The sequence below is a fragment of the Pseudomonas sp. HS6-2 genome, assembly GCF_049325675.2.
Lineage (GTDB): Bacteria > Pseudomonadota > Gammaproteobacteria > Pseudomonadales > Pseudomonadaceae > Aquipseudomonas > Aquipseudomonas putida_N.
The window spans coordinates 2,705,145-2,729,272 of record NZ_CM143906.1 but is presented as its reverse complement, the minus strand read 5'-3'; the positions used below and the strand labels follow the sequence as shown (position 1 = coordinate 2,729,272).

At 65.2% G+C, this 24,128-nt stretch carries 25 protein-coding genes; 17 read left to right on the top strand and 8 right to left on the bottom strand.

The features are described from left to right. Positions 1-66 precede the first annotated feature (66 nt). The 4 genes from ACOKS3_RS12790 to ACOKS3_RS12775 all read left to right on the top strand — a co-directional run bounded on the left by ACOKS3_RS12790 (position 67) and on the right by ACOKS3_RS12775 (position 3,560). Positions 67-1,113, top strand: coding sequence for a catalase family peroxidase (locus ACOKS3_RS12790; protein ID WP_422763139.1), 1,047 nt, complete (start codon positions 67-69; stop codon positions 1,111-1,113). Then, on the top strand, positions 1,110-1,643 hold the full coding sequence (locus ACOKS3_RS12785) for a cytochrome b (RefSeq protein WP_422763138.1): 534 nt from the start codon (positions 1,110-1,112) through the stop codon (positions 1,641-1,643). The genes ACOKS3_RS12790 and ACOKS3_RS12785 overlap by 4 nt, the downstream gene beginning before the upstream one ends. Positions 1,644-1,730: 87 nt before the next feature. Next, positions 1,731-2,936 (top strand): MFS transporter, encoded by a 1,206-nt coding sequence (locus tag ACOKS3_RS12780; protein ID WP_422763137.1) that lies wholly within the window; start codon positions 1,731-1,733, stop codon positions 2,934-2,936. A gap of 78 nt (positions 2,937-3,014) precedes the next feature. Further along, entirely contained in the window at positions 3,015-3,560 is a 546-nt protein-coding gene (locus ACOKS3_RS12775) for a cupin domain-containing protein (RefSeq protein WP_027916793.1), read from the top strand. Between the two features lie 38 nt (positions 3,561-3,598). Here ACOKS3_RS12775 and ACOKS3_RS12770 read toward each other — a convergent pair whose 3' ends face one another. Together ACOKS3_RS12770 and ACOKS3_RS12765 are read right to left on the bottom strand one after the other, a co-directional pair. Continuing rightward, positions 3,599-4,192: a 2-hydroxychromene-2-carboxylate isomerase gene (locus tag ACOKS3_RS12770; RefSeq protein ID WP_103447052.1), complete on the bottom strand. Its 594-nt coding sequence runs from the start codon at positions 4,190-4,192 to the stop codon at positions 3,599-3,601. 26 nt (positions 4,193-4,218) lie between these two features. Continuing rightward, a complete protein-coding gene (locus ACOKS3_RS12765; RefSeq protein WP_103447051.1) occupies positions 4,219-4,950 on the bottom strand; it encodes an SDR family oxidoreductase in 732 nt (243 codons plus the stop codon). A gap of 87 nt (positions 4,951-5,037) precedes the next feature. Between ACOKS3_RS12765 and ACOKS3_RS12760 the strand changes: the two genes are divergently transcribed. Together ACOKS3_RS12760 and ACOKS3_RS12755 are read left to right on the top strand one after the other, a co-directional pair. Continuing rightward, positions 5,038-5,601 carry a TetR/AcrR family transcriptional regulator gene (locus tag ACOKS3_RS12760; protein ID WP_422763136.1) on the top strand — a complete coding sequence of 188 codons (564 nt, stop codon included), beginning with the start codon at positions 5,038-5,040 and terminating at the stop codon, positions 5,599-5,601. Further along, positions 5,588-6,181, top strand: coding sequence for an eCIS core domain-containing protein (locus ACOKS3_RS12755; RefSeq protein ID WP_103447049.1), 594 nt, complete (start codon positions 5,588-5,590; stop codon positions 6,179-6,181). Before ACOKS3_RS12760 ends, ACOKS3_RS12755 begins: the two co-directional genes overlap by 14 nt. A gap of 23 nt (positions 6,182-6,204) precedes the next feature. Here the strand turns inward: ACOKS3_RS12755 and ACOKS3_RS12750 are convergent, their stop codons facing one another. Further along, the gene (locus ACOKS3_RS12750) at positions 6,205-7,197 is read right to left on the bottom strand and encodes a bile acid:sodium symporter family protein (RefSeq protein WP_374755300.1); all 993 of its coding nucleotides are present in this window, start codon (positions 7,195-7,197) and stop codon (positions 6,205-6,207) included. Positions 7,198-7,330: 133 nt separating this feature from the next. Between ACOKS3_RS12750 and ampC the strand changes: the two genes are divergently transcribed. Continuing rightward, positions 7,331-8,467, top strand: a complete 1,137-nt coding sequence (gene ampC, locus ACOKS3_RS12745) for a class C beta-lactamase (RefSeq protein ID WP_422763135.1) — start codon at positions 7,331-7,333, stop codon at positions 8,465-8,467. Positions 8,468-8,771: 304 nt separating this feature from the next. Then, positions 8,772-9,104, top strand: coding sequence for a hypothetical protein (locus ACOKS3_RS12740; protein WP_027916800.1), 333 nt, complete (start codon positions 8,772-8,774; stop codon positions 9,102-9,104). A 47-nt stretch (positions 9,105-9,151) separates the two neighbouring features. On the opposite strand, the gene ACOKS3_RS12735 is transcribed toward ACOKS3_RS12740, so the two are convergent. The 4 genes from ACOKS3_RS12735 to ACOKS3_RS12720 all read right to left on the bottom strand — a co-directional run bounded on the left by ACOKS3_RS12735 (position 9,152) and on the right by ACOKS3_RS12720 (position 11,200). Beyond that, complete coding sequence (locus ACOKS3_RS12735; protein ID WP_103447046.1) at positions 9,152-9,448, bottom strand: hypothetical protein; 297 nt, start codon at positions 9,446-9,448, stop codon at positions 9,152-9,154. Between the two features lie 160 nt (positions 9,449-9,608). After that, positions 9,609-9,797, bottom strand: a complete 189-nt coding sequence (locus tag ACOKS3_RS12730) for a hypothetical protein (RefSeq protein WP_103447045.1) — start codon at positions 9,795-9,797, stop codon at positions 9,609-9,611. 135 nt (positions 9,798-9,932) lie between these two features. Then, a complete protein-coding gene (locus ACOKS3_RS12725; protein WP_103447044.1) occupies positions 9,933-10,253 on the bottom strand; it encodes a YbjQ family protein in 321 nt (106 codons plus the stop codon). Positions 10,254-10,312: 59 nt separating this feature from the next. Continuing rightward, positions 10,313-11,200 (bottom strand): EamA family transporter, encoded by an 888-nt coding sequence (locus ACOKS3_RS12720; protein WP_422763134.1) that lies wholly within the window; start codon positions 11,198-11,200, stop codon positions 10,313-10,315. Between the two features lie 234 nt (positions 11,201-11,434). Here ACOKS3_RS12720 and ACOKS3_RS12715 point away from each other — a divergent pair, with 234 nt between their 5' ends. After that, positions 11,435-12,832 (top strand): purine-cytosine permease family protein, encoded by a 1,398-nt coding sequence (locus ACOKS3_RS12715; protein WP_103447042.1) that lies wholly within the window; start codon positions 11,435-11,437, stop codon positions 12,830-12,832. A gap of 417 nt (positions 12,833-13,249) precedes the next feature. On the opposite strand, the gene ACOKS3_RS12710 is transcribed toward ACOKS3_RS12715, so the two are convergent. Next, positions 13,250-14,293, bottom strand: a complete 1,044-nt coding sequence (locus ACOKS3_RS12710) for an ABC transporter substrate-binding protein (RefSeq protein ID WP_103447041.1) — start codon at positions 14,291-14,293, stop codon at positions 13,250-13,252. Positions 14,294-14,481: 188 nt separating this feature from the next. Here ACOKS3_RS12710 and ACOKS3_RS12705 point away from each other — a divergent pair, with 188 nt between their 5' ends. From ACOKS3_RS12705 to ACOKS3_RS12670, 8 genes are all read left to right on the top strand, one after another. Beyond that, a complete protein-coding gene (locus tag ACOKS3_RS12705; protein WP_422763133.1) occupies positions 14,482-16,434 on the top strand; it encodes an oxidoreductase in 1,953 nt (650 codons plus the stop codon). A 39-nt stretch (positions 16,435-16,473) separates the two neighbouring features. Then, positions 16,474-17,076, top strand: coding sequence for a helix-turn-helix domain-containing protein (locus ACOKS3_RS12700; protein WP_103447040.1), 603 nt, complete (start codon positions 16,474-16,476; stop codon positions 17,074-17,076). A gap of 39 nt (positions 17,077-17,115) precedes the next feature. After that, positions 17,116-18,171 carry a GlxA family transcriptional regulator gene (locus ACOKS3_RS12695; protein ID WP_103447039.1) on the top strand — a complete coding sequence of 352 codons (1,056 nt, stop codon included), beginning with the start codon at positions 17,116-17,118 and terminating at the stop codon, positions 18,169-18,171. Positions 18,172-18,265: 94 nt separating this feature from the next. After that, entirely contained in the window at positions 18,266-19,468 is a 1,203-nt protein-coding gene (locus ACOKS3_RS12690; RefSeq protein WP_422763132.1) for an NAD(P)/FAD-dependent oxidoreductase, read from the top strand. Between the two features lie 152 nt (positions 19,469-19,620). Continuing rightward, the gene (gene yghU / locus ACOKS3_RS12685) at positions 19,621-20,460 is read left to right on the top strand and encodes a glutathione-dependent disulfide-bond oxidoreductase (protein WP_103447037.1); all 840 of its coding nucleotides are present in this window, start codon (positions 19,621-19,623) and stop codon (positions 20,458-20,460) included. 136 nt (positions 20,461-20,596) lie between these two features. After that, the gene (locus ACOKS3_RS12680; RefSeq protein ID WP_103447036.1) at positions 20,597-22,300 is read left to right on the top strand and encodes an amidase; all 1,704 of its coding nucleotides are present in this window, start codon (positions 20,597-20,599) and stop codon (positions 22,298-22,300) included. 186 nt (positions 22,301-22,486) lie between these two features. After that, complete coding sequence (locus tag ACOKS3_RS12675; protein WP_103447035.1) at positions 22,487-23,158, top strand: helix-turn-helix transcriptional regulator; 672 nt, start codon at positions 22,487-22,489, stop codon at positions 23,156-23,158. After that, a complete protein-coding gene (locus ACOKS3_RS12670; RefSeq protein WP_103447034.1) occupies positions 23,155-24,072 on the top strand; it encodes a pyridoxal-phosphate dependent enzyme in 918 nt (305 codons plus the stop codon). Before ACOKS3_RS12675 ends, ACOKS3_RS12670 begins: the two co-directional genes overlap by 4 nt. Positions 24,073-24,128 lie beyond the last annotated feature (56 nt).

The following is a 24,128-nucleotide window of genomic DNA, read 5'->3' as shown; positions in this document are numbered from 1 at the left end:
CCGCCGAGGGAATAAGTTTTTCCCTGCTCCGTCGTACCGGCACCTTCACTGAACCGGAAGACGACCATGAACTCACCCTTGCAAGGCCCCGCCAAGGCACTGCGCCTGGCCGGCATCGGCGCCGTGATGCTGGCGCTGGGCGCCGGGTTCGCCTATGCCGCTGGCTGGGTCGGCGGGCCGCAGCTGACACCGCAACGCATCATCGACACCTTCGAGGCCCAGGCCGGCCACCACCCGGGCTACCGCAAGAACCACGCCAAGGGCCTGTGCATCAGCGGCTACTTCCAGCCCAGTGGCCAGGCCGCGAACTTGTCGACTGCACGAGCCTTCAGCCAGGCGCGGGTGCCGGTGATCGGCCGCTTCGCCATCGGCGGTGCCAACCCGTTCGCCCCGGACACCGGCGTACCGGTGCGCAGCCTGGCGATCCAGCTCAGTACCGATGACGGCCAGATCTGGCGTACCGGCATGAACAACCCACCAGTGCTGGCGGTCAGCACCCCGCAAGGCTTCTACGATCAGGTACTGGCCGGCGCGCCAGACCCGGCCACCGGCAAGCCGGACCCGGCCAAGCTGCAGGCATTCTTCGCCGCCCATCCGGAAAGCGCGGCGTTTCGCCAGTGGGCAGCGGGCTACAAGCCTAGCGACAGCTTCGCCAGCACCCAGTACCACAGCATCAACGCCTTCCGCCTGATCGATGCCAGCGGCACGGCGCACCCGGTGCGCTGGCAGCTCGAACCGCAAACGCCATTCACCGCCCTGCCCGGCCAAGTCGACGACAAGCAGTTCCTCCAGCACGACCTGCAACAGCGCCTGGCCCAAGGGCCGCTGCGCTGGACCCTGCGCCTGGTGCTGGCCGACCAGGGCGATGCGGTGGACGACCCGGCCCGCCCATGGCCAGCCGAGCGCCGCAGCGTCGATGCTGGCACCTTGGTGGTCGAACAGGTCGACGCCCCCGAGCAAGGTGCCTGCCGTGACCTGAACTTCGACCCGTTGATCCTGCCCAGCGGCATCGAGCCGTCCGCCGACCCGATCCTCGCCGCCCGTTCGGCGGCCTATTCGGAATCCTTCAACCGCCGCAGCCGCGAGTCTCTCGGCGCAGGAGCACAGCGATGAAACCTGAAGTCTTCCACCCCTTGGCGCGCCTGGTGCACTGGCTGATGGCGATCCTGATCATCAGCATGCTGTTCATCGGCGTGAGCATGGTCGGCGACCTGTCACCGCGCCACCCGCTGCTGGTCGAACTGCACAAGGCCACGGGCCTGGCATTGCTGGTACTGGTGATCGTGCGCATAGGCCTGCGCCTGACCTTGCCGCACCCGCCACTGCCCGCCGACCTGCCGGCGCTTCAGCGCCTTGCCGCCGGCGCCTCGCATCTGCTGCTCTACGGCCTGATGCTGGCCATGCCGCTGCTGGGCTGGGCGATGCTGTCGGCAGGCGGCTACCCACGCCCCCTGCAACTGCCGGCGATCGCCCCGCACGACCTGCAACTGTATGCCGTACTGCGCCAGGCCCATGGCTGGGCCGGCTACCTGTTGTTCGCCACCGTGCTGGTGCACCTGGGGGCGGCGTTGATGCATGCCCTGGTGCGTCGGGACGGCGTGTTGCGTAGCATGTGGCCAGGCCCCGTGCGGCGCAGCGATTGACAGGCTGATGCCCGGGCGGGCTCGACACACAACAATTATTCTCATTAAGTTCGACAGTTCTCTTGTCGACCTGCCCTGGACTGCCTTATGAACGTCGCAAAGGACCCTGCATTACTGACACCCGCCAACACCCTGGACATGCGCCCGCTGCTGTTGGCCAACATGGCCTGCACCATGTCGATGATGGCTTTCGTCGCACTGATCGGGCCGATCTCGCGCCTACTGGGCATGGCCACCTGGCAAGCCGGGGCGGCGGTGACCGTGGCCGGCGTGGTCTGGGTGCTGCTGGCGCGCCCGTGGGGGCGGTTGTCCGACCGCCTGGGGCGCCGCCGTATCCTGCTGCTGGGCAGCGCCGGCTTCACCCTGGCCTACTGGCTGCTGTGCCTGTTCGTCGAAGGGGCGCTGCGCTGGCTGCCGGGGGCGGGCCTGGCGTTCGTCGGCCTGATGCTGGCACGCGGTTGCATCGGTGCCTTCTACGCCGCCATCCCGGTGGGCTGCAACGCATTGATCGCCGACCATGTCGAGCCTCAGCGCCGGGCGCGGGCCATGGCTTCGCTGGGCGCGGCCAATGCCGTGGGCCTGGTGGTGGGGCCGGCGCTGGCGGCCGTGCTGGCACAGCACAGCCTGAGCCTGCCGTTCCATATCATGTCGCTGTTGCCGGCCAGCGCATTTCTGGTGCTGCTGTTCAAGCTCAATCCGCAGCCCCTTGCGCAAAGCCATGCGCCCAGCCCCGTCCGACTCAGCGACCCTCGCCTGCGCCGGCCACTGTTGGTGGCGTTCAGCGCCATGCTCAGCGTCACGGTGTCGCAGATCGTCGTCGGTTTCTTCGCCCTCGACCGCTTGCAGCTGACGCCGACCGATGCCGCGCAGGCTGCTGGCATTGCCCTGACCACTGTCGGGGTAGCGCTGATCATGTCGCAGGTGCTGCTGCGCCAGTTGGAGTGGCCGCCGTTGAAGATGATCCGGGTCGGCGCCAGTGTGTCGGCACTGGGCTTCGCCTGTGGCGCGCTGGCCACCACGGCGCCCTGGCTATGGAGTTGCTATTTTGTCGCCGCAGCCGGCATGGGCTTTGTGTTCCCGGCGTTTTCCGCGCTGGCGGCCAATGCCATGCAAGCCTCGGAACAAGGTGCCACCGCTGGCTCGATTGGCGCCGCCCAGGGCATGGGCGCGGTGATCGGCCCGCTGGCCGGAACGCTGGTCTACGCCCTGGACCCACGCCTGCCGTTCCTGGCGGTAGCAGCGCTTTTGCTGCTGGTCGGGCTGTGGCCGCTGCCGCGTGATCAACGCGTCTGAAAGCACAGCGCGCAAGCGTGCAGAGTGTGTTTTAATGCGTCGCTAATTATTTTAAACACCTCTGATTACAAGGCGGCTATGGACACGGGGACGCGACTCAAACTGGTGCGTGAACGCAACAACCTCTCCCAACGGGAACTGGCCCGCCGCAGCGGATTGACCAACTCGACGATCTCGCAGATCGAACAGAACCGTGTCAGCCCATCGGTCAGTTCCCTGAAAAAGCTGCTCGAAGGGATCCCCATGACCCTGGCCGAGTTCTTCAGCTTCGACGAACCGGTGCGCGAAGAGCGCTTCGTGTTCCGCGCCAGCGAGCAGCCGGACCTGGGCCGTAATGGCCTGCGCATGCTGCTGGTCGGCGCCAGCGTTGAGGCCCGGCAGATGCGCATGCTGCGCGAGCTGTATGCCCCGGGTGCCGATTCGGGCGAGCCGATCGTGCATGCCGAAGGCGAAGAATGTGGCCTGGTCACCCGCGGCACCGTGGAGCTGTGGGTCGATGGCCAGGTGAGCATCCTCAACTCGGGCGATGGCTACTACATCCCCACCACCCTGCCGCACAGCTTCAAGAACATTGGCCAGGACGAGGCGGAAATCATCAGCGCCAACACCCCGGCCAATTTCTGAGCCCGGCTTGGCCTCGCCCATGGCGAGGCCATGCAGCCTCAACGGCTCAGCGCTTCTTCGACGAAATCCAGGCGATCCTGGCCGAAGAACATTTCCCCGTCGACAAAGCAGGTCGGCGCACCGAACACACCCCGCGCAACCGCTTCTTCGGTCACCCGCTTGAGTTCGGCCTTTACCTCGCCATCTGCCGCCAGCGCATGAAACGCCGCAGGGTCGAAGCCGGCCTGGCTGAGTGTTTTATCCAATGCCGAGCCATCGCTCAAGTTGCGCCGCTGTTCCCACAGCCCCTTGAACAGCGCGGCCAACAACGCTTCGAACTGGGCTGACGCGCGAAGCTGCATGCCGATGGCTCCGCGCATCAGGGGCAGGGTGTTCACCGGGAACCCCGGCGGCAGGCCGAATGGCACGCCATACCGGCGGGCATAACGGCCAAGGTCGGTGAACATGTAGCGGCCCTTGGCAGGGATCATCGCCGGCGAAGCATTGCCGGTGGCCTGGAATACTCCGCCAAGCAGCATGGGCCGGTAAACCAGGGTCGCGCCATGCCGGGCGCAGATAGCAGGCAGCTGGGTCCAGGCCAGATAGCTGGCCGGGCTGCCCAGGTCGAAGTAAAACTCCACGGTCTTGCTCATGCATCACACTCCTTGGTCAGTCAGGCTTACCAACGCTCCATCCACGGGCGCAGGTCCAGTTCGAAGGTCCAGGCATCACGGGGCTGGGCGTGCAGGAACCAGTAGCTGTCGGCGATGTGTGCCGGGTCGAGAATGCCGTCCTGATCCTTCAGCGCGTAGCGTTCCGGGAAACTGTCGCGGATGAACGCCGTGTCGATGGCACCATCCACCACCACATGGGCAACGTGAATGTTCCGCGGGCCGAGCTCCCGCGCCATGCTCTGGGCCAGGGCGCGCAACCCGTGCTTGGCCCCGGCGAAGGCAGCGAAACCGGCAGCGCCACGCGTGCCTGCGGTGGCGCCGGTGAACAGGAGGGTACCGCGCTCACGGGTGACCATGCGCCGGGCCACGGCCTGGGCGGTGAGGAAGCCGGCGAAGCAGGCCATTTCCCAGATCTTGAAGTACTTGCGTGGTGTCTCCTCGAGGATGCTGCACGGCACATTGGCGCCGATATTGAAGACAAACGCCTCGATCGGGCCGATATCACGCTCGATGGTTTCCACCAGCTCGGCAACCTCCTCCTCCTTGCGCGCATCCGAGCCGAAGCCATGGGCCTGGCCACCTGCAGCGCGGATCTCATCGATCAGCGGCTGCAGCTTTTCAGCCTGGCGGCGGGTAACACACGCCACATAACCCTCACGGGCGAAGCGTTTGGCGATCGCGCCACCCGTGGCGTCCCCAGCCCCGATCACCAGCACCACTTTTTGTTGTTCTGCCATGCCTGCCTCCATTGGTGAATGATCGTTTAGTAAACGAACGCTATGTTATGATCGCCGCCATCGTCAAGCAGCGCGAAGAGGCCGTGCATGCGCTACTCCACCGAACACAAGCAGCAGACCCGCGACAAGCTGCTGGCCAGCAGCGGCGCGCTGGCCAAGCGCGGGGGTTTTTCCAGCACCGGCGTGGCCGGGCTGATGAAGGCCATCGGCCTGACTGGCGGCGCCTTCTACAACCACTTCCCGTCCAAGGACGACCTGTTCACCGAAGTAGTCCGCCAGGAACTGTGCAACAGCCCGCTGGCCCGCCTGGCCAACCAGGGTGCCAGCCGCGAACGTTTGGCCCGCTGCCTGCAGCAGTACCTGAGCCTGGCACACCTGCATAATGCCGAGGGCGGCTGCCCGCTGCCGCCCTTGGGGGTGGAAATCGCCCGCGCCGAACAGCCTGTGCGCGAAGAGGCCGAGCACTGGCTGGTGGGGCTGCATGCCGCATGGAGCGAAACCTTGAAAGACCCGGCGCTGGCCTGGGTGCTGATCAGTCAGTGCGTCGGCGCACTGGTGGTCGGGCGCATGCTGGCCAGTGAAGAGGTGCAACAGCAGTTGCTCGATGCCAGCAAGGGCTTTGTCGACAGGGCGTTGAATGAAGCGGATTAACCTGCTGTTGGGGCTGTTGCTGGCAGCGCCTGCCTTGGCCGACCAGGCCTGCCCGCCTGGTCAGTACCAGGTGTGCCTGATGGGCTGTTTCTGCGCACCGATCGACCCCGGCCAGGCCGGGCAGGTGCTCAAGGATGTCGAGACCGTGGCGTCCAGCAGCCTGGCGTTTGCCTTGCAACAGGCTCGCGACGAGGCCACTGCCAGCGGCACTCAACCGATCCCTTTGCACATCCGCGCGCAGCTGGAGCCCTGGTATGACTTCGCCGTGCTCGATGCCGCGCGCTACCGGGTCGGTGACGAGCAGCAGGTCACGGCGGCCAACGCCATGCTGCAGAACCCGGACGTGAACGCGGTGACGCTGATCGACACCATCATCTTCCGCCACGCCAGCGATGCCGAGGACAACGTGGCACTGTGGGCCCATGAGCTCAAGCATGTGCAGCAGTATCAGCAACTGGGGGTGAATGAATTTGCCCGGCGCTATACGCGCAACTACGAGGAGCTGGAAGGGCCGGCCTACAAGATCGAGGCCGAGGTGGGGAAGGCATTGCGCGAGCGCAGTTCCGGGCAGGCACGATAGCCTGCACCGGCAACACACATCTTTCAGGAAGAAGCAGTAGCCCCCTCACCCACCTGCTCGCGACTGGCATAGCGCTGCGCCAGCACCGCACACACCATCAACTGGATCTGGTGGAACAGCATCAGCGGCAGGATCATCGCGCCAATGCCGCTCCCCACGAACAGCACCTGAGCCATCGGCACCCCGGTGGCCAGGCTCTTCTTGGAACCGGCAAACAGAATAGTGATGCGGTCTTCCAGGCTGAAGCCCAACACCTTGCCCAGCATGCGTGTACCGAACAGCACCACCGCCAGGAGGATACCGCAGACCGCGAACAGCCCGGCCAGGTGCTGCGGCGACACGGTGTGCCACAGGCCGGTAACCACGGCCTCGCTGAACGCGGTGTACACCACCAGCAGGATCGAGCCTTGGTCCACCATCTTGAGCCAGCGGGCATTTTTCTTGACCCAGGCACCGATCCAACGGCGTGCGACCTGCCCGGCCACGAACGGCACCAGCAACTGCATGGTGATCTTCAATACGGCATCCAGCCCCGAACCGGTGTCACCACTGGCGCCCAGCAGCAGCATCACCAGCAGCGGTGTCAGGAAGATGCCGATCAGGCTGGAAGCCGCCGCGCTGCAGATGGCGGCCGGCACATTACCGCGGGCCAGCGAAGTGAAGGCGATGGCCGACTGCACGGTGGCAGGCAGCGCGCACAAATACAGCACGCCCAGATACAGCTCGTTGCCTACCAGAGGCACGAACAGCGGCTTGAACGCCAGGCCCAGCAGCGGGAACATCACAAAGGTGCAGGAGAACACCAGCAGGTGCAGACGCCAGTGGCCAGCACCGGCGATGATCGCCTCGCGCGACAGCTTGGCGCCGTGCAGGAAGAACAGCAGGCCGATCGCCAGGTTGGTCAGCCAGCCGAAATACACCGCGCCGTCGCCCGAGCAAGGCAGCACGGTGGCGATCAGCACCACCCCTAGCAGGCACAGGGTGAAGTTGTCGAACAACATGCGCAAATACTTCATAACAGTTTCCATCTTGTGGTTGTGCAGGGCCAGACGATAAGGTCCTCGGTTTTTTCCCGCTAACGCCGGAACCCCCATCGGTGTCGCTCAACGGACACTCCCTCGACGGCCACACCCAAAAAAGGAACCTCGCATGCCGCTCGTACGTCTTGCACCACTGCTCATCCTGCTCGGCTTAACCAGTGCGCAAGCTGCCGAACCCTTGCAAGCCCAGGTGGACGAGGTCATCCGGCCCCTGATGAAAGAGCAGGACATCGCCGGCATGGCCGTGGCGGTCTACACCAATGGCCAGGCCTACTATTTCAGTTATGGCGTGGCCAGCAAGGCCGACGGCAGCGCGGTAACCGCCGATACGTTGTTCGAGATCGGCTCGCTGAGCAAGACCTACACCGCTACCCTCGCCGCCCTGGCCAGTGCCGAAGGCAAACTCGACCTCCAGGCACCCGCCCGGCGCTACCAGCCCGCGCTGGCCGGCGCGCCCTTGGGCGAGGCCAGCGTGCTGGAGTTTGGCGCCTACAGCGCCGACTGCCTGCCTTTGCAGTTCCCCGACGAAGTTCAGACGCCGGAGCAGACGCTGGCGTTCTTCCGCAACTGGAAGCCGCACACCGAGCATGGCACCCAGCGCTGCTACTCCAACCCGAGCCTGGGCCTGTTCGGCGACCTCGCGGCGCGTGCGCAACACGCGCCATTCGCCGCCGTCATGACTCAGCACCTGCTTGCGCAGATGGGCCTGCAGCACACCTACCTGCAGGTGCCTCAGGCTGCACAGGCGCTGTACGCACAGGGCTACGACGCGCAGAACCACCCTGTGCGCGTCAGCCCTGGCCCCTACGCCGACGAAGCCTACGGCATCAAGACCAGCGCCAGCGACCTGCTGCGCTACGTGCGCCTGCACATGCAGCCTGACGAATTGCCACCGGCCCTGCGCAAGGCCACCGCCATCACCCAGGCCGGCTACTTCAAGGTGGGCGCCATGACCCAGGGCCTGGGCTGGGAACGCTACCCTTACCCGGTCACGCTGGAGACACTGGTCGATGGCAACAGCCCGCGCATGATTCGTGACCCCCATGCAACCCAGCGCCTCAACCCGGCGCTCCCGGCCCTGCCCGCCGCGTGGTACAACAAGACCGGGGCAACCAGCGGTTTCGGCGCCTACGCCGCCTTCATCCCGTCCGAAGGCAAGGCCATTGTCCTGCTCGCCAACCGCAATTACCCCAACGAAGCCCGGGTGCGCGCGGCCTTCCAGATCCTGTCCAACCTCGACCGCTGAGTCACCGCTGAATGAATTGCCAGACAATATGACAAAAATGTAGTGCCTGAAAATATTCACTACAAAAGCATTGACGCCGTTCATCAGCCTTGTGCATGATGAAGCCGTCTCCCTGATCGGGAGCGGTGGCAAGGGTGTTCCAGACGGCTTGCGCGGTAACGCAGGCCGTCCGTGGAGAGGGAATCTGTCCAAAAGGCAGCGTGAGAAAGCCCCTGTTGCGATGCTGCTGTAGCAGCCTTGGTAGTGCGCTACAACCTGTGGCGCCAACTGTGAGAATCAACAACAAATAGGTGATGGGGGCTTTATGATGAACTTGAACAACAATCCGACTATCGACCAATTGGCCCAGCTGTTCGCGGTACGCAAGGACAGCCTCGACGACCACCTGCTGTGGGTCAGCCAGACCGGCGAGGTGCGCATCGACCGCCTGCCGCCGAACACGGTCGAAGATGAATTCGAAGCGCACCTGCCCAGCATGCGCGCCCGCTTCAAGGTCTACCGCCGTGGCCAGGGCTACGTCGGCAAGAAGGCCGCCGCCGATACCGAGTTCGTCGGCCGCGTGCTGCAGACCCTGCAACAAGAATGGCCCGCCGCCCGTGAGCGGCAGGCAGTCAAGGTGATCGAACCGCTCAACTGAGGGTTCGCCGCCACTTATGAAGCCCGGCCTGCATAGGCCGGGCTTTTTCATGCCCGCCGGCGCTGCCGCGGCATGGGCAATGCCCCCGTGGCCAGCGCCCGGGCCCGGTCGACACCCCACACCAACGCACGGGTCATGGTCTCGCCAGGCCGCGACGCGTAGTACTCCTCCAGCAGTGCCCGCCCGTCCTGCCCATACAACCCAAGAAACAGTTGCGTCGCGCCGAGACGCGACAGGCGTACCTGAATATCCAGCGAAGTGCCGTCGCTGAGCACTTCCTCATGGCAGCGGCTGTGCAACTGTGTGTCGGCCCACTGCCAATAGGTCTCGTCCCTGACTCGCATGAAAGATCAATCCTCGCTTTCCTGGATGCCGCGCCAGAAGACCACAACTGCGCCGCCATCGCGAGGGCAACCCACCGATACCATGAGCAGAGTCAAGCAACACCCACAAAAAACCCCGCCATCGGGCGGGGTAGTGTGAGCAGGTTCACTTTTTCGAGGCCTACTTCCTGGCTGGCACCCGTGGCGTGAAACGGCCCTTCTTGATGCGCTGCAGGTGTGCAGGCTTGAGGTTTTCCGAGTCGTCCAGGGTCATGTGGGCAAAGCCCAGATTGAATGCCGCCTGACCGCAACGTACCTGGCTGTTGATCGGGAATGAATCGTTCGTGTCTTCGAAAAAGGTGTCGCTCATGCCTGTCTCCATTCCGTGGCGCCCGCGTCGGTCAGCAATGGGCTGACCTGAAAAACGCGACCTATGCCAGTGAGACTAGCCGGTCACAAGCGGACTGCCCGGACGAAACCTGCAGACCCGACCAGTGGCATTTGGCTACTTCAGCCGCACGGCGGTACCGGTGGCGAACACCACGACCATGCCGCCTTGCACCGACGGCATGCTGATCTCGAAGTCCACGCCTACCACGGCATCGGCTTGCAACTGCCGTGCCCGCGCAATGAGTTCCTCGGTAGCCTGCTCGCGGGCCTCGCGCAGGGCGCTTTCCAGGGTCTGCGAACGGCCACCGAAGACGTCGCGAACGCGTGTGAAGAAATCGCGCACGAAGTTGATGCCTTGCACCGATTCGGAGCTGACCACGCCAAGGTACTCGGCGATCGGGCGGCCTTCGAGTTGGCTGGTGGTGGAGATGATCATGTTGCGCTCCTTGGCCTTGCGAAAAAGGCCAAGTCTAACAAATGCGCCGGCCGCTTCCGCTACTGCGCACTGGCCGCCCGCAGACGCTGCCCCAGCTTCGGCCCGAACACATTGACCAACAGGCCGAGCATCACCAGCAGCGCGTCCCAGCCCTGCACCGCCGTCAACCGTTCACCCAGCAACCACGCCGACGAACTCAGGCCGATCACCGGCACCAGCAGCGAGAACGGCGCTACCTTGCCCGCCGGGTGGCGCGACAGCAGCTTGCTCCACAGGCTGTAGCCGATCATGGTGGCGACGAATGCCAGGTACGCCAGCGCCAGCACCGAACTCCAGCTGATATTGGCCAGTGCATGGCCGATGCGCTCCGGCCCTTCCAGCCGCCACGACAAGGCCAGGAACGGCAGCGGCGGAATCAAACCGCCCCAGATCACCAGCGCCACCAGGTCCACCGAGCCAAAGCGGCGGGTGATGATGTTGCCCATGCCCCACATGGCCCCGCCACACAAGGTCAGCAGCAGTGCCACCAGCGGCACATGGCCGCTGTCTTCACTGCCGATCAGCGCCAGGCCGCTGGCAGCCACCGCCAGCCCCAGCACACTGGCCAGGCGCAGCCGCTCACCCAGGAACAGCGCGGCAAAACCGAGGGTGAAGAACGCTTGCGACTGCAGCACCAACGACGCCAGGCCGGGAGGCATGCCGCTGTACATGGCCTGAAAGAGGAAGGCGAACTGGCCCAGGGAAATGGTAGCGCCGTATGCGATCAGCCAGCGCCACGGCAGCTTCGGCCGCTTGACCAGGAGCACGGCCGGAAACGCCACCAGCAGAAAGCGCAATGCCCCCAGCAGCATCGGCGGCAGGCCATCGAGGCCCACCTTGATGACCACGAAATTGACTCCCCAGGCGATAATCACCACCAGGGCGATCAGCAGGTCCTTGAGCGGCATTGCTGCTTCCTTCTTCAGGCTTTCTAGACATATTTGGTAACAGCATAAGGCCATTTTCCGACGATGGACCAGCACAGTTGCAGCCAACCCTTGCGCAACAGATGGTCTGTTACGGCCTGCAAGCTTCACTTGACCCTACTTGTATAGACATGCTGATATCAGGCAGACGCCACCCGCGCAGCGTGCCGGCGATGGCCCTCTCCCTGACACAAAAACAATCAAGTGGAGCCCTCAATGTCCCGCAAATCCGTGCTCGAACGGCGCTCTATCGACTACATTCCAGAAGCCGAGCGCCATGGCAAGCTGTACAGCCAGTTCACCCTCTGGCTCGGCGCCAACCTGCAAATCACCGCCATCGTCACCGGTGCCCTGGCCGTGGTGCTCGGCGGCGACGTGTTCTGGTCGCTGATCGGCCTGCTGCTGGGCCAGCTGATCGGTGGCGCGGTCATGGCCCTGCATGCGGCCCAGGGCCCGCGCCTGGGCCTGCCGCAGATGATCTCCAGCCGCGTGCAGTTCGGTGTGTACGGCGCGGCCATCCCGATGGTGCTGGTCTGCCTGATGTACCTGGGCTTCACTGCCACCGGCACGGTGCTGTCCGGGCAAGCCATCGGCCAGTTGCTGAGCGTCAGTGACAGCACCGGCATCCTCATCTTCGCCTCGGTGATCGTGCTCGCCACTCTGGCCGGCTACCGGGTAATCCACTGGATCGGCCGGATCGCCAGCGTGCTGGGCATCATCGCCTTCGTCTACCTGTTCAGCCGCATCCTGATGCTCGCCGACATCGGCCAGCTGCTGGAAAACCGCCACTTCAGCTGGGCCACCTTCCTGCTCTCGGTGTCGCTGGCAGCCTCCTGGCAGATCGCCTTCGGCCCCTACGTGGCCGACTACTCGCGCTACCTGCCGAGCAGCACCTCGCCGGTGAAGACCTTCTTCGCTGCTGGGCTGGGTTCGGTCGTCGGTGCGCAAGCGTCGATGATTCTCGGCGTGTTCGCTGCGGCAATCGCCGGCGGGCAGTTCAGCGGGCGTGAAGTGGCCTACATCGTCGGCCTCGGCGGCGCCGGTACCACCGCAGCGTTGCTGTACTTCAGCATCGCCTTCGGCAAGGTGACCATCTCGACGCTGAACTCCTATGGCAGCTTCATGTGCATCGCCACGATCATCAGCGGCTTCCGTGGGCACCTGGCGATCAGCCGCGTGCAACGCCTGGTGTTCGTGCTGGCCATCGTCGGTGCCGCCACCCTGGTCGCCCTGCTCGGCCAGCACTCGTTCCTCAGTGCGTTCAAGTCGTTCATCCTGTTCCTGCTGACCTTCTTCGTGCCCTGGAGCGCGGTCAACCTGGTGGACTACTACTTCATCACCAAGGAGCGCTACGACATCCCGGCCCTGGCCGACCCGCAGGGCCGCTATGGCCGCTGGAACTGGCCTGGCATCAGTGTCTACACCCTTGGCGTGCTGGTGCAGATGCCGTTCATCGACACCAAGCTGTACACCGGCCCCATGGTCGCGCACCTGGGCGGCGTGGATGTGTCGTGGCTGATCGGGCTGGTAGTGCCGAGCGTGCTGTACTACTGCGTAGCGCACCGACGTGCCGCCGAAGCCCCCGCCAGCATGATTGTGCCGGAGTCGCTCTGACCACTTAACCCTCTGATTCAAAAAGACCTGTGGCGAGGGGCCTGCCCCGTCCCACAGGTCTTTTTTTCGCCTGCAGAAAACTCCCCGTTGACAACATTTCGCGCCCGGACCCAAGCGGAATACATCGCTGCACACATCACAACACTCACTACAGCACACAGCGATCCAGCTTTGCCCTTGTGCCTACAAGAACAAGTTCCAACGGAGAGGTCAAAAATGCGCGTTTCAGTCCCCGCGCCCATCCGCAATACACTGGCCAGCGCTGTCGTCATGGGCCTGGTTATCAGCGCCCAGGCCGCTAAAGCCCTAGTGGCAAGCCATCCAGAAAGCCTGCGTGCTGCGCTGCGGCGCCGCCGTCGCCGCGCCCTACGTAATGCCCGCGAAAAGGCCGGCAAGTCAGTCGCGATAGTCCGACACCTATTTGCTGGCCCAGGCATTGAAGCGCTGTTCCAGCTCTTCACCATGGTCGACCCAGAACTCCACATTCATCGCCAAGGCACCCTGCAGGTTCTCCGGTGAGGTCGGCACCCAACTGGCCAGCGCCGGGTCAAGCTTGGCCGCTGCCTGGGTATTGGTCGGCCCATAAGGGATCTGCTCGACGTAACGCACCTGGGTATCCGGCTGGTTGGCATAGCTGATCAGGCGCTTGGCCTGGTCGACATGTTTCGAACCCTTGATGATCGCCCAGTAATCCATGCCATACAGGCTACCGGGCCACACCACCGCCAGCGGGCTGCCTTGCTGGGCGGCCACGGCGATGCGGCCGCTGTAGGTCGAGGTCATCACCACGTCGCCTGCGGTCAGCCACTGCGCCGGTTGCGCGCCGGCATCCCACCACTGGATATACGGCTTGAGCTCGGTGAGCTTGGCAAAGGCACGCTCGACACCCGCCGGGGTCGACAAGACCTTGTACACGTCCTCGACCTTGACCCCGTCGGCCAGCAAGGCAAACTCCAGGTTGTACACCGCACGCTTGCGCAGGCCGCGCTTGCCTGGGTATTTCTGCACATCCCAGAAATCGGCCCACGAGGTCGGCGCCTGGGCCAGCTTGTCGCGGTCGTAGGCGATTGCCACGCTCCACACCAGCGCCGCCGAGCCACAGTCCTGGGCCGCAGCGGGGATCAGTTCGGCGGCATGCCCCAGGCGCTGCCAGTCGAGGTGCTCGTAGATGCCCTCGTCGCAGCCGCGCATCAGATCCGGCCCCTCGATCTGCACCACGTCCCAGTCGACATTGCCGGTATCGGCCATCACCTGGATGCGCGCCATCTCGCCGTTGTATTCGCTCTGGATCAACTTGCTGCCGTCCTGGGCGCTGAAAGGCTGGAAGATCGCCACATCCTGGGCTTTCTGACCGGCGCCGCCATAGCCGACCACGACCATCTGCGGCGCCGCTTGCGCACTGCCCAGGCCCAAGGCCAGCAGTGCTGCGCAAAGGCCGGTACTGCGAGGAAATGCCTGCATCGAGTTGCCTCCTGTCGGTACCTTCCAGCATCAGCTCGAAGGCCCGTTTCTTGTTGTAGTGAGGTCACGCGCCACTGCCGTGGCTGGGAAAAAGCTAGTCGGGCACTAGTAAAAAAACAAGTTGATTTTTTACTGAGGCTACACTTTCATGAGAAAAACAAGAACGACACTGTACCGGAGCTGCCCGCATGACGACCGCCTTCGCCCACCTGTTCGAGCCCCTGCAGATCCGCGGCAAACGCCTGAAAAACCGCATCATGTCGACCGGCCACGACACCTGCCTGCCCACCGACAACCTGGTCAACGACAAGCTCATCGCCTACCAGCGCGCCCGCGCCGCCGGCGGTGTCGGCCTGATCGTGCTGCAGGTGGCCGGGGTGCATGACAGCGCCCGCTACACCTCGCACGTGCTGATGGCCACCGACGACGCCTGCATCGACGGCTACCGGCGTTTGGCCGAGGCCTGCCACGCCCACGGCACGGTGGTGCTGTCGCAACTGTTTCACCCGGGGCGGGAGATCATGGAGTCGGCGGACGGCCTGCTGGCGGTGGCCTACTCGGCCTCGTCGGTACCCAACGAGCGCTTCCGCGTGATGCCACGGGCGCTGGACCAGGCGATGATCGACGAGATCGTCCAGGGCTATGCCAGCGCCGCCCGGCGCCTGCACCAGGCAGGCCTGGACGGTGTCGAGGTGGTGGCCAGCCATGGTTACCTGCCTGCGCAGTTCCTCAATCCGCGGGTCAACCAGCGCAACGACGGCTACAACGGCGACCTGGAACAGCGCCTGCGCTTTCTGCGCGAGGTGCTGGCAGCGGTCAGGGCGGCCACCGACGAGCAGTTCATCGTCGGCCTGCGCATCAGCGCCGACGAGCGCGACAGCGAGGGCCTGAGCGAAGACGAATCGCTCGCCGCCGCCCAGGCCGTGCAAGACCAGGTCGACTACCTGCACATCGTCGCCGGCACCTCGGCGTCGCTGGGTGGCGCCGTGCACATCGTGCCGCCCATGGCCATCGCCCCGGCCTACTTGGCGCGCGAGGCCGGAACCTTCAAGCAGCACCTGGACATCCCGCTGTTCGTCACCGGGCGCATCAACCAGCCGCAGGAAGCCGAACAAATCCTGGCGCGTGGCCAGGCCGACGTCTGCGGCATGACCCGCGCACTGATCTGCGACCCGCAGATGCCGGCCAAGACCGAGCGCGGCCAGGTCGAAAACGTGCGCGCCTGCATTGCCTGCAACCAGGCCTGCATCGGCCATTTCCACCGGGGGCTGCCGATCTCCTGTATCCAGCACCCGGAAACCGGCCGCGAACTGCAGTACGAAACCCCGGCACCCGCTACCGCGCGCAAGCGCATCCTGGTGGCGGGTGGTGGCCCCGCCGGCATGAAGGCCGCAGCCGTTGCCGCTGCCCGGGGGCATGACGTCACGCTGTACGAAGCCAGTACACAACTCGGCGGCCAGATACAGCTCGCGCAACTGCTGCCCCGACGCAGCGAATTCGGCGGAGCCAGCACCAACCTGCAGCGGGAAATGGAATTGGCCGGTGTACGCGTAGTACGTAATACGCGAGTGGATCGCACCCTGGTCGAACGCGAACGCCCCGACCTGGTGATCGCCGCCACCGGCGCCACGCCCTACTGGCCATCGTTCGAACGTAGCGGCGAGCTGCAGGTAGTGGATGCCTGGCAGGTTCTGCGCAATGAAGCGCCCCTCGGCCGCTCGGTGCTGGTGATCGACTGGCGCTGCGACTGGATCGGCCCCGGCATCGCCGAGCGCCTGGTCCGCGACGGTCACCAGGTGCAACTGGCGGTAAACGGCACCCACTGCGGCGAAACCCTGCCGCTGTACGTACGCGACCAGCTGGCTGGCGAGCTGCACCGCCTGGGCATCCCGATCACCCCTTACGCCCGCCTGTACGGCTGCGACGACAACACCGTCTACCTGCAGCACACCGCCAGCGGCGAACCGATGATCTTCGAAGGCATCGACACCCTGGTGCTGTGCCTTGGCCACCAGCCTCAGGACACCCTGGCCGCCGAACTGGCAGGCCTGGTGGAGGTGCGACGCATCGGCGACTGCCTGGCCCCACGCACGGTCGAGGAGGCGATCCATGAGGGCCTGACAGTTGCCTGGGCACTCTGAGCCTGTCCATACTGCGGCTTTCCCGATGGACCGAAGCGCATGAGCCAGCAACCCCAGTTCCCGCCCGCCGCCGAAGACGGCGGCAGCGCGCCGCAGTTCCTCGGTGGCCGCATCCGCGGCCTGCGCAAGCGCCGCGGCATGACCCTGGCGGAGCTGGCGGCGCACAGCGAGCTGACCGCTGGCTACATCAGCCAGCTGGAACGCAACCTGTCGTACCCATCGATCCCGGCGCTGTTCAACATCGCCCGCAGCCTGGGCGTAACCATCCAGTGGTTCTTCGCCAGCGAAGCCAGCACCGCCCCCGAAGACCAGGGTTATGTGGTGCGGCGCAACAGCCGGCTGAGCGTGCATTACGAGGACGGCATCGTCGACCAGCTGCTCACCCCGCAGCCCAACCGCCAGCTTGAGATGCTGCACTCGCGCTTTCCGCCGGGCACCTACAGCCAGCAGAGCTACAGCCATGAAGGCGACGAAGCGGGTTATGTGCTCTCGGGCAGTTTCGAGGTGTGGGTCGGCGAGCGTCACTTCTTGCTGGGCGAAGGCGACAGCTTCAGCTTCTCCAGCCAGGAGCCGCACCGCTATGGCAACCCTGGCGAGGTGGATGCCGTGATCATCTGGGTGATCACCCCGCCGACATTCTGAATCCGAGGACGCCATCACCACCAGGCGACGCCCGATACAATGACCGAGCCCAACCAGCAACTTGACCCACCACTGCTCCCCGTCGGCCACCCAAGGGTCCTGGTCTTCGTCGCCTATCCGCAGATGGGCTTGCTCGACCTCAGCGGCGCGCAGACCGTGTTCTGGGCCGCGACCAAGGCCATGACCGAGCGCGGCCTGCCAGGCTACCGGCTGCACACCGCCAGCCTTGAAGGTGGCCTGCAGCAAACGGCCGAAGGCCTGGTAGTAGCCAGCGAGCGGCTGGACGATGTCATGAGGCAAACCGTCGACACGCTGATCGTGCCCGGCGCCCCCGACATCATCCGCAGCCTCCCCGATCACGGCGCGCTGATCACCTGGCTTCGCCGTGCCAGCTACCACGCCAGGCGCACCGCTTCGGTCTGCAGCGGTACATTTCTGCTGGCCAGCGCTGGCTTGCTCGATGGCCGACGCGCCGCCACCCACTGGGCCATGTGCGAGGTATTGCGCCGCGACTTCCCGGCCGTGGAGGTGGACCATGAGTCGATCTTCGTCCAGCAGGGCAGCGTCTGGACCTCTGCCGGCGTGAGCGCGGGTATCGACATGGCGCTGGCCCTGGTCGAATTGGACTGCGGTCGCGACGTCGCGATGCAGGTGGCGCGCGAGCTGGTGGTGTTTCTCAAACGCCCCGGTGGCCAGGCCCAGTTCAGCGAACTGCTCAAGTCCCAGGGCCAGGACACGGGGGCGTTCGAGGCGCTGCACCTATGGCTCAACCAGCATCTGCACGACCCACGGCTCAGCGTCGAACGCCTGGCCGAACAGGCGCACATGAGCCTGCGCAACTTCACCCGGGTGTACAAGCAGAAAACCGGCCGCACCCCGGCCAAGGCCATCGAGGTGTTCCGCCTCGAAGCGGCGCGGCGGCGGCTGGAGAACAGTGACGGCCACATCGAGCAAGTTGCCCGCCAGTGCGGCTTCGGCAGCGAAGAGCGCATGCGCCTGGCCTTCCAGCGCCATCTGGCAGTCACCCCTCGCGACTATCGGGCGCGCTTTGCCCGCACGGTACCCTTGGCCGAAATTCAGGGTTCTCTGGCCTAGGGTGCGGCAGCTGGCCGCTCGTAACATCGTTGACCGCACTGACGGTCTACCTTGTCCACCGGTCTTTCCTCATGGACACCCCAGGAGCATAACGATGAAAAACATCCTGATCATTGGCGCCGGCTTCGCGGGCCTGTGGAGCGCCCTGAGCGCCATCCGCCAACTCGACCTGCACGGCCGCAAGGATGTCCAGGTGACACTGCTCGCCCCCCAGGCCGAACTGCATGTACGCCCGCGCTTCTACGAACCTGAAGTGCATACCATGGCCGCGCCGCTGCAGGAGCTGTTCGATGCGGTGAACGTGCGCTTCGTCCACGGCACGGCCTTCCATGTCGATGAAGCCGAGCAGCGCGTACGCTATCGCACGTCATCCGGCACCGAATGCAGCCTGCCCTACGACCGCCTGATCATGGCCTGCGGCAGCGTGCTCAATCGCCCGGACATGGTGGGTATCGAACACGTCTTCGATGTCGACAAGATCGACAGCGCCACGCGTCTCGAAACCCACCTCAAGTCCCTGGCCGACCTGCCCGAGAGCCCCGCACGCAACACCGTGGTAGTGGCCGGCGGCGGTTTCACCGGTATCGAGACCGCCACGGAACTGCCGACGCGCCTGCGCGCCATTTTCGGCGAGGACACCAGGCTGCGGGTGGTTGTGATCGACCGTGGGGCGAAGATCGGCGCCGCGCTAGGCGATGGCATCCGTCCGGCCATCGAACAGGCCTCCGCGGCACTAGGCATCGAGTGGATCTGCGGCGCCACTGTCGCCTCGGTGGACCGCGACGGGGTGCTGCTGGACAACGGCCAGCGCATCGACACCGCCACGGTCATCTGGACCGTGGGCTTCAAGGCCAACCCGCTGACCGAACAAATCAGCGGCGAGCGCGACCGCCTAGGCCGCCTGCATGTCGATGGCAATCTCAAGGTCATCGGCAATGCCGCGGTCTACGCGGCCGGGGACGTGGCCTATGCCGCCTGCGACAACCAGGGCAACTTCGCGGTGATGTCGTGCCAGCATGCCATTGCGCTGGAGCGCTATGCCGGCAACAACGCAGCGGCCGAGCTGATCGGCGTGGCACCGATGACCTACAGCCAGCCCAAGTACGTGACCTGCCTCGACCTTGGCGCCTGGGGCGCGGTGTATACCGAGGGCTGGGAGCGCACCGTGTCACCACCGACCGACAAGGCCGAGGCCAAGCTGCTGAAATCGCAGATCAATTCGATCTGGATCTATCCGCCGACGGCGGACCGTGCGGCTGCCCTGGCGGCGGCGGACCCGACCATTCCCGTGGCCTGACCCAGCGCATTCGCGGGCATGCCCCGCGAATGCGCCCTCCATGCAGCCCACGCTCGCGCCCGATGCATTTGCGCTTTTCTCCGAACCCGTGGCATAGATGCAGGTCAACGTCTTTGACTGACTGCCTTCGCGCCTTCCCAGGAGAACCCTGCATGAGCAAGCACCCTTACGTACCGCCCAAGGTCTGGCGCAACGACGCGGCCTCCGGCGGCCAGTTCGCCAGCATCAACCGGCCGATCGCCGGGCCAACCCATGACAAGGACCTGCCGGTCGGCAAGCACCCGCTGCAGCTGTATTCCTTGGCCACCCCCAACGGCGTCAAAGTCACCATCCTCCTCGAAGAACTGCTTGCCCTGGGCCACAGCGGCGCCGAATACGACGCCTGGCTGATCCGCATCGGTGACGGCGACCAGTTCTCCAGCGGCTTCGTCGAGGTCAACCCCAACTCGAAGATCCCCGCCCTGCTCGACCGCAGCGTCGAGCCGCCGGTGCGGGTGTTCGAGTCCGGTTCGATCCTGCTGCACCTGGCGGAAAAATTCGGCGCCTTGCTGCCGAACACCCCGGCCGCACGCACCGAGACCCTCAACTGGCTGTTCTGGCAGATGGGCGCCGCGCCCTACCTGGGCGGCGGCTTCGGCCACTTCTATGTGTATGCGCCGGAGAAGTTCGAGTACGCCATCAACCGCTTCACCATGGAAGCCAAGCGCCAGCTCGACGTCCTGGAGCGCCGCCTGGCGGTCAGCCGCTATCTCGGTGGCGACGAATACAGCATCGCCGATATCGCCGTATGGCCGTGGTACGGGCAGCTGGTGCGCGGCAACCTGTATGGTGCGGCCGAATTCCTGTCGGTGGCCGAGTACCCGCATGTGCAGCGCTGGGCCGAGGCCATTGCCCAGCGCCCGGCCGTACAGCGTGGCACCCGGGTCAATCGCACCTGGGGCGATGAAGCCAGCCAGGTGCCCGAACGGCACTCGGCGGCCGACCTGGATTGAGGGCAACGGGGCCGCTGCGCGGCCCCGACAATGCCCCGTTGCAAAAAACCATTTCTCCCGCGCAAACCTCCCAGCCCTGATCCCTTCTTGTACACTCCTCGCACTAGCCCCAACCTGCACAAATTTTGGTGAAAGCATGATCGAGGTAACCGAGGTTTCCATTGCCGAGCTGCGCGACGCACTCGAAACGGGCCGCACGACGGCGGTCGAGCTGGTCAAGGCCTACCTGGCGCGCATCGACGCCTACGATGGCGCCGACACCGCCACCGCCCTGAACGCCGTGGTCGTACGCAACCCTGAAGCGCTCAAGGAAGCCGAGGCCTCCGACGCCCGCCGCGCCAAGGGCCAGGCCCTGAGCCCGCTGGACGGCATTCCCTACACTGCCAAGGACAGCTACCTGGTCAAGGGCCTGACTGCCGCCTCCGGCAGCCCGGCGTTCAAGGACCTGGTCGCCCAGCGCGACGCTTTCACCATCGAGCGTCTGCGCGCCGCCGGTGCCGTGTGCCTGGGCAAGACCAACATGCCGCCGATGGCCAATGGCGGCATGCAGCGTGGCGTCTACGGCCGCGCCGAAAGCCCGTACAACGCGAAGTACCTGACCGCACCGTTCGCCTCTGGCTCGTCGAACGGCGCCGGTACCGCCACCGCCGCCAGCTTCAGCGCTTTTGGCCTGGCCGAGGAAACCTGGTCGAGTGGCCGCGGCCCGGCCTCGAACAACGGCCTGTGCGCCTACACCCCCTCGCGCGGTGTGATCTCGGTACGTGGTAACTGGCCGCTGACCCCGACCATGGACGTGGTAGTGCCTTATGCCCGGACCATGGCCGACCTGCTGGAAATCCTCGACGTGGTGGTTGCCGACGATGCCGACAAGCGCGGCGACCTGTGGCGCCTGCAGCCTTGGGTACCGATCCCGGCCGCCTCCTCGGTGCGCCCGGCGTCCTACCTGGACCTGGCCGTCGACGCCAGCGCGCTCAAGGGCAAGCGTTTTGGCGTACCGCGCATGTACATCAATGCCGACGCCGAAGCCGGCACTTCCGAGAAGCCAGGCATTGGCGGCCCGACCGGCCAGCGCATCTTCACCCGCGACAGCGTCATTGCCCTCTGGCAACAGGCTCGCAAGGCCCTGGAAGCGGCCGGCGCCGAAGTGCTGGAAGTCGACTTCCCGCTGGTATCCAACTGCGAAGGCGACCGCCCTGGCGCGCCGACCGTCTACAACCGTGGCATTGTCAGCAAGGAATTCCTCCATGACGAACTGTGGGAACTGTCGGGCTGGGCCTTCGACGACTTCCTGCGCGCCAACGATGACCCCAAGCTCAACCGCCTGGCCGATGTCGATGGCCCGCAGATCTTCCCGCACGACCCGGGCACCCTGCCCAACCGTGAGGACGACCTGGCCGCCGGCATGGATGAATACGTCAAAATGGCCAAGCGCGGCCTTAAGACCTGGGACCAGATCGAGACCCTGCCCGATGGCCTGCGCGGGCTGGAAAAGACCCGCAAGATGGACCTCGAAGACTGGATGGACGCGCAAGGCCTGGACGCCGTGCTTTTCCCGACCGTGGCCGATGTAGGCCCGGCCGATGCCGACGTCAACCCGGCCTCGGCCGACATCGCCTGGAGCAACGGCATCTGGGTGGCCAACGGCAACCTGGCCATCCGCCACCTGGGCGTGCCGACCGTGACCGTGCCGATGGGCGTGATGGCCGATATCGGCATGCCGGTGGGGCTGACCTTTGCCGGCAAGGCCTATAGCGACAATGCGTTGCTGAGCTTTGCTGCGGCCTTCGAGGCGACCGGCTCGCGCCGGATGATTCCGCCGCGGACGCCAGCCCTGAGTTAAGGCATAAAGGGGCCGTTTTGCGGCCCATTCGCGGGACAAGCCCGCTCCTACAGGTACAGCACTGGCCCACGACCTGTGCTGTACCTGTAGGAGCGGGCTTGTCCCGCGAATGGGCCTGGAAAGGCACATCGCGTAATTCAACTTAATGTGTAAAAATACACAATAAGTTGAATTTCGTGATGTCCCATGTCCCCAGCCGAAGAACGCCAGCTCACCCTCACCGTCCTCAAGGCCGCCCTCCAGGCCTTGGGCAGCGTTGCCGCGCGCAACATGGAAATCCTCCTGCACGACCTCGACCACCCGGAACACTCCGTGGTGGCAATCGTCAACGGCCACCTCTCCGGCCGCATGGTCGGCAGCCCGATCCTCGCCGCCCCCGAGCAGGACCAGGGCTTCAAGGCCCTGATGCAGGCCAGCGCCGATCAGCAAGGCGCTGCCCCCGTGGTACTGCCCGACTACCCCACCACCCTCAAGGGCCGCACCCTGCGCAGCGCCACAGCGATCTTCCGCGACAGCAACGGCCACCCGTTCGCCAGCCTCTGCGTCAACACCGACATTACCGGCCTCGACGCCGCCATGCATTTCCTCCAGCAGCTGCAGCCACTGGGCGCATCCCCCGCCGAGGCCGGCGAGCCCGCCGACATGGCCATCCTGATGAGTGAGATCATCGAAGACTCGCTGCAGCGCACCGGCCAGGGCCGAATGAACAAACAGGCCAAGGTCGAGGCCGTGCGCGTCATGCAGGAACGTGGCCTGTTCATCGTCAAGGGCGGGGTGGAGAAAGCGGCTGCGGCGCTGGGTGTGACCCGCTACACCATTTACAACTACCTGGAACAATTGCGAGGAGCCAACCCATGACCCTGCACATCGAGACACCGTTGATCGAATCCCGCCCGCTGTCGCTGGCCGCAGGCCGCTCGGTCTGGCTCAAGCTCGACGCCCTGCAGCCCTGCGGCTCGTTCAAGCTGCGCGGGGTTGGCCATGCCTGCGAGGTGCACCACGCCCGTGGCGCGCGCCATTTCGTCTCCTCGTCGGGCGGCAATGCCGGGCTGGCCGTGGCCTATGCCGGGCGCAAGCTGGGGGTGCCGGTGACCGTGGTGGTACCTGAGACCACCACCGAGCGGGCCAGGCAGCTGCTGCGCCTGGAAGACGCCAAGGTGGTGGTGCATGGCAGCTCGTGGCAAGAGGCCAACGAGCTGGCGTTGACCCTTGTCGGCGAAGGCGATGCTTTCATCCACCCTTTCGACGACCCGCTGCTGTGGGCCGGGCATGCCAGCCTGGTCGACGAAGTGGCGGCGACCGGGCTCAAGCCGGATGCGGTGGTGCTGTCGGTGGGCGGCGGCGGCCTGCTCAGCGGTGTGGTCGAAGGCTTGCAGCGCCATGGCTGGGGCGATGTGCCGGTGCTGGCGGTGGAAACCACTGGAGCCGCTTCGCTGCAGGTGGCCATGCAGGCCGGGCACACGGTGGAGCTCCCACGTATCGCTTCGGTGGCCAGTTCGCTCGGCGCAAAACGCGTCGCCGAACAGGCACTGGCCTGTACCCGACAGCATCCCGTGCACAGCCACCTGGTCAGTGACCGGGCAGCGCTGGAGGCTTGCGAGCGGTTCCTGCTGGACCATCGGGTACTGGTGGAGCCGGCGTGCGGGGCGGCGTTGGCAGTGGCTTATGATGCGGATGCGCTAGCCAGCTACCAGAACGTGCTGGTTGTTGTGTGTGGTGGGGCTACTGCGACCCTGGAGCAGATTCGGGCGTGGTTGGAACAGGTCGATTGAGTACAAGGGTGAATTGCATTATGGCTGGCAGGCGTTCGACCCGGCATTGGTCAGCC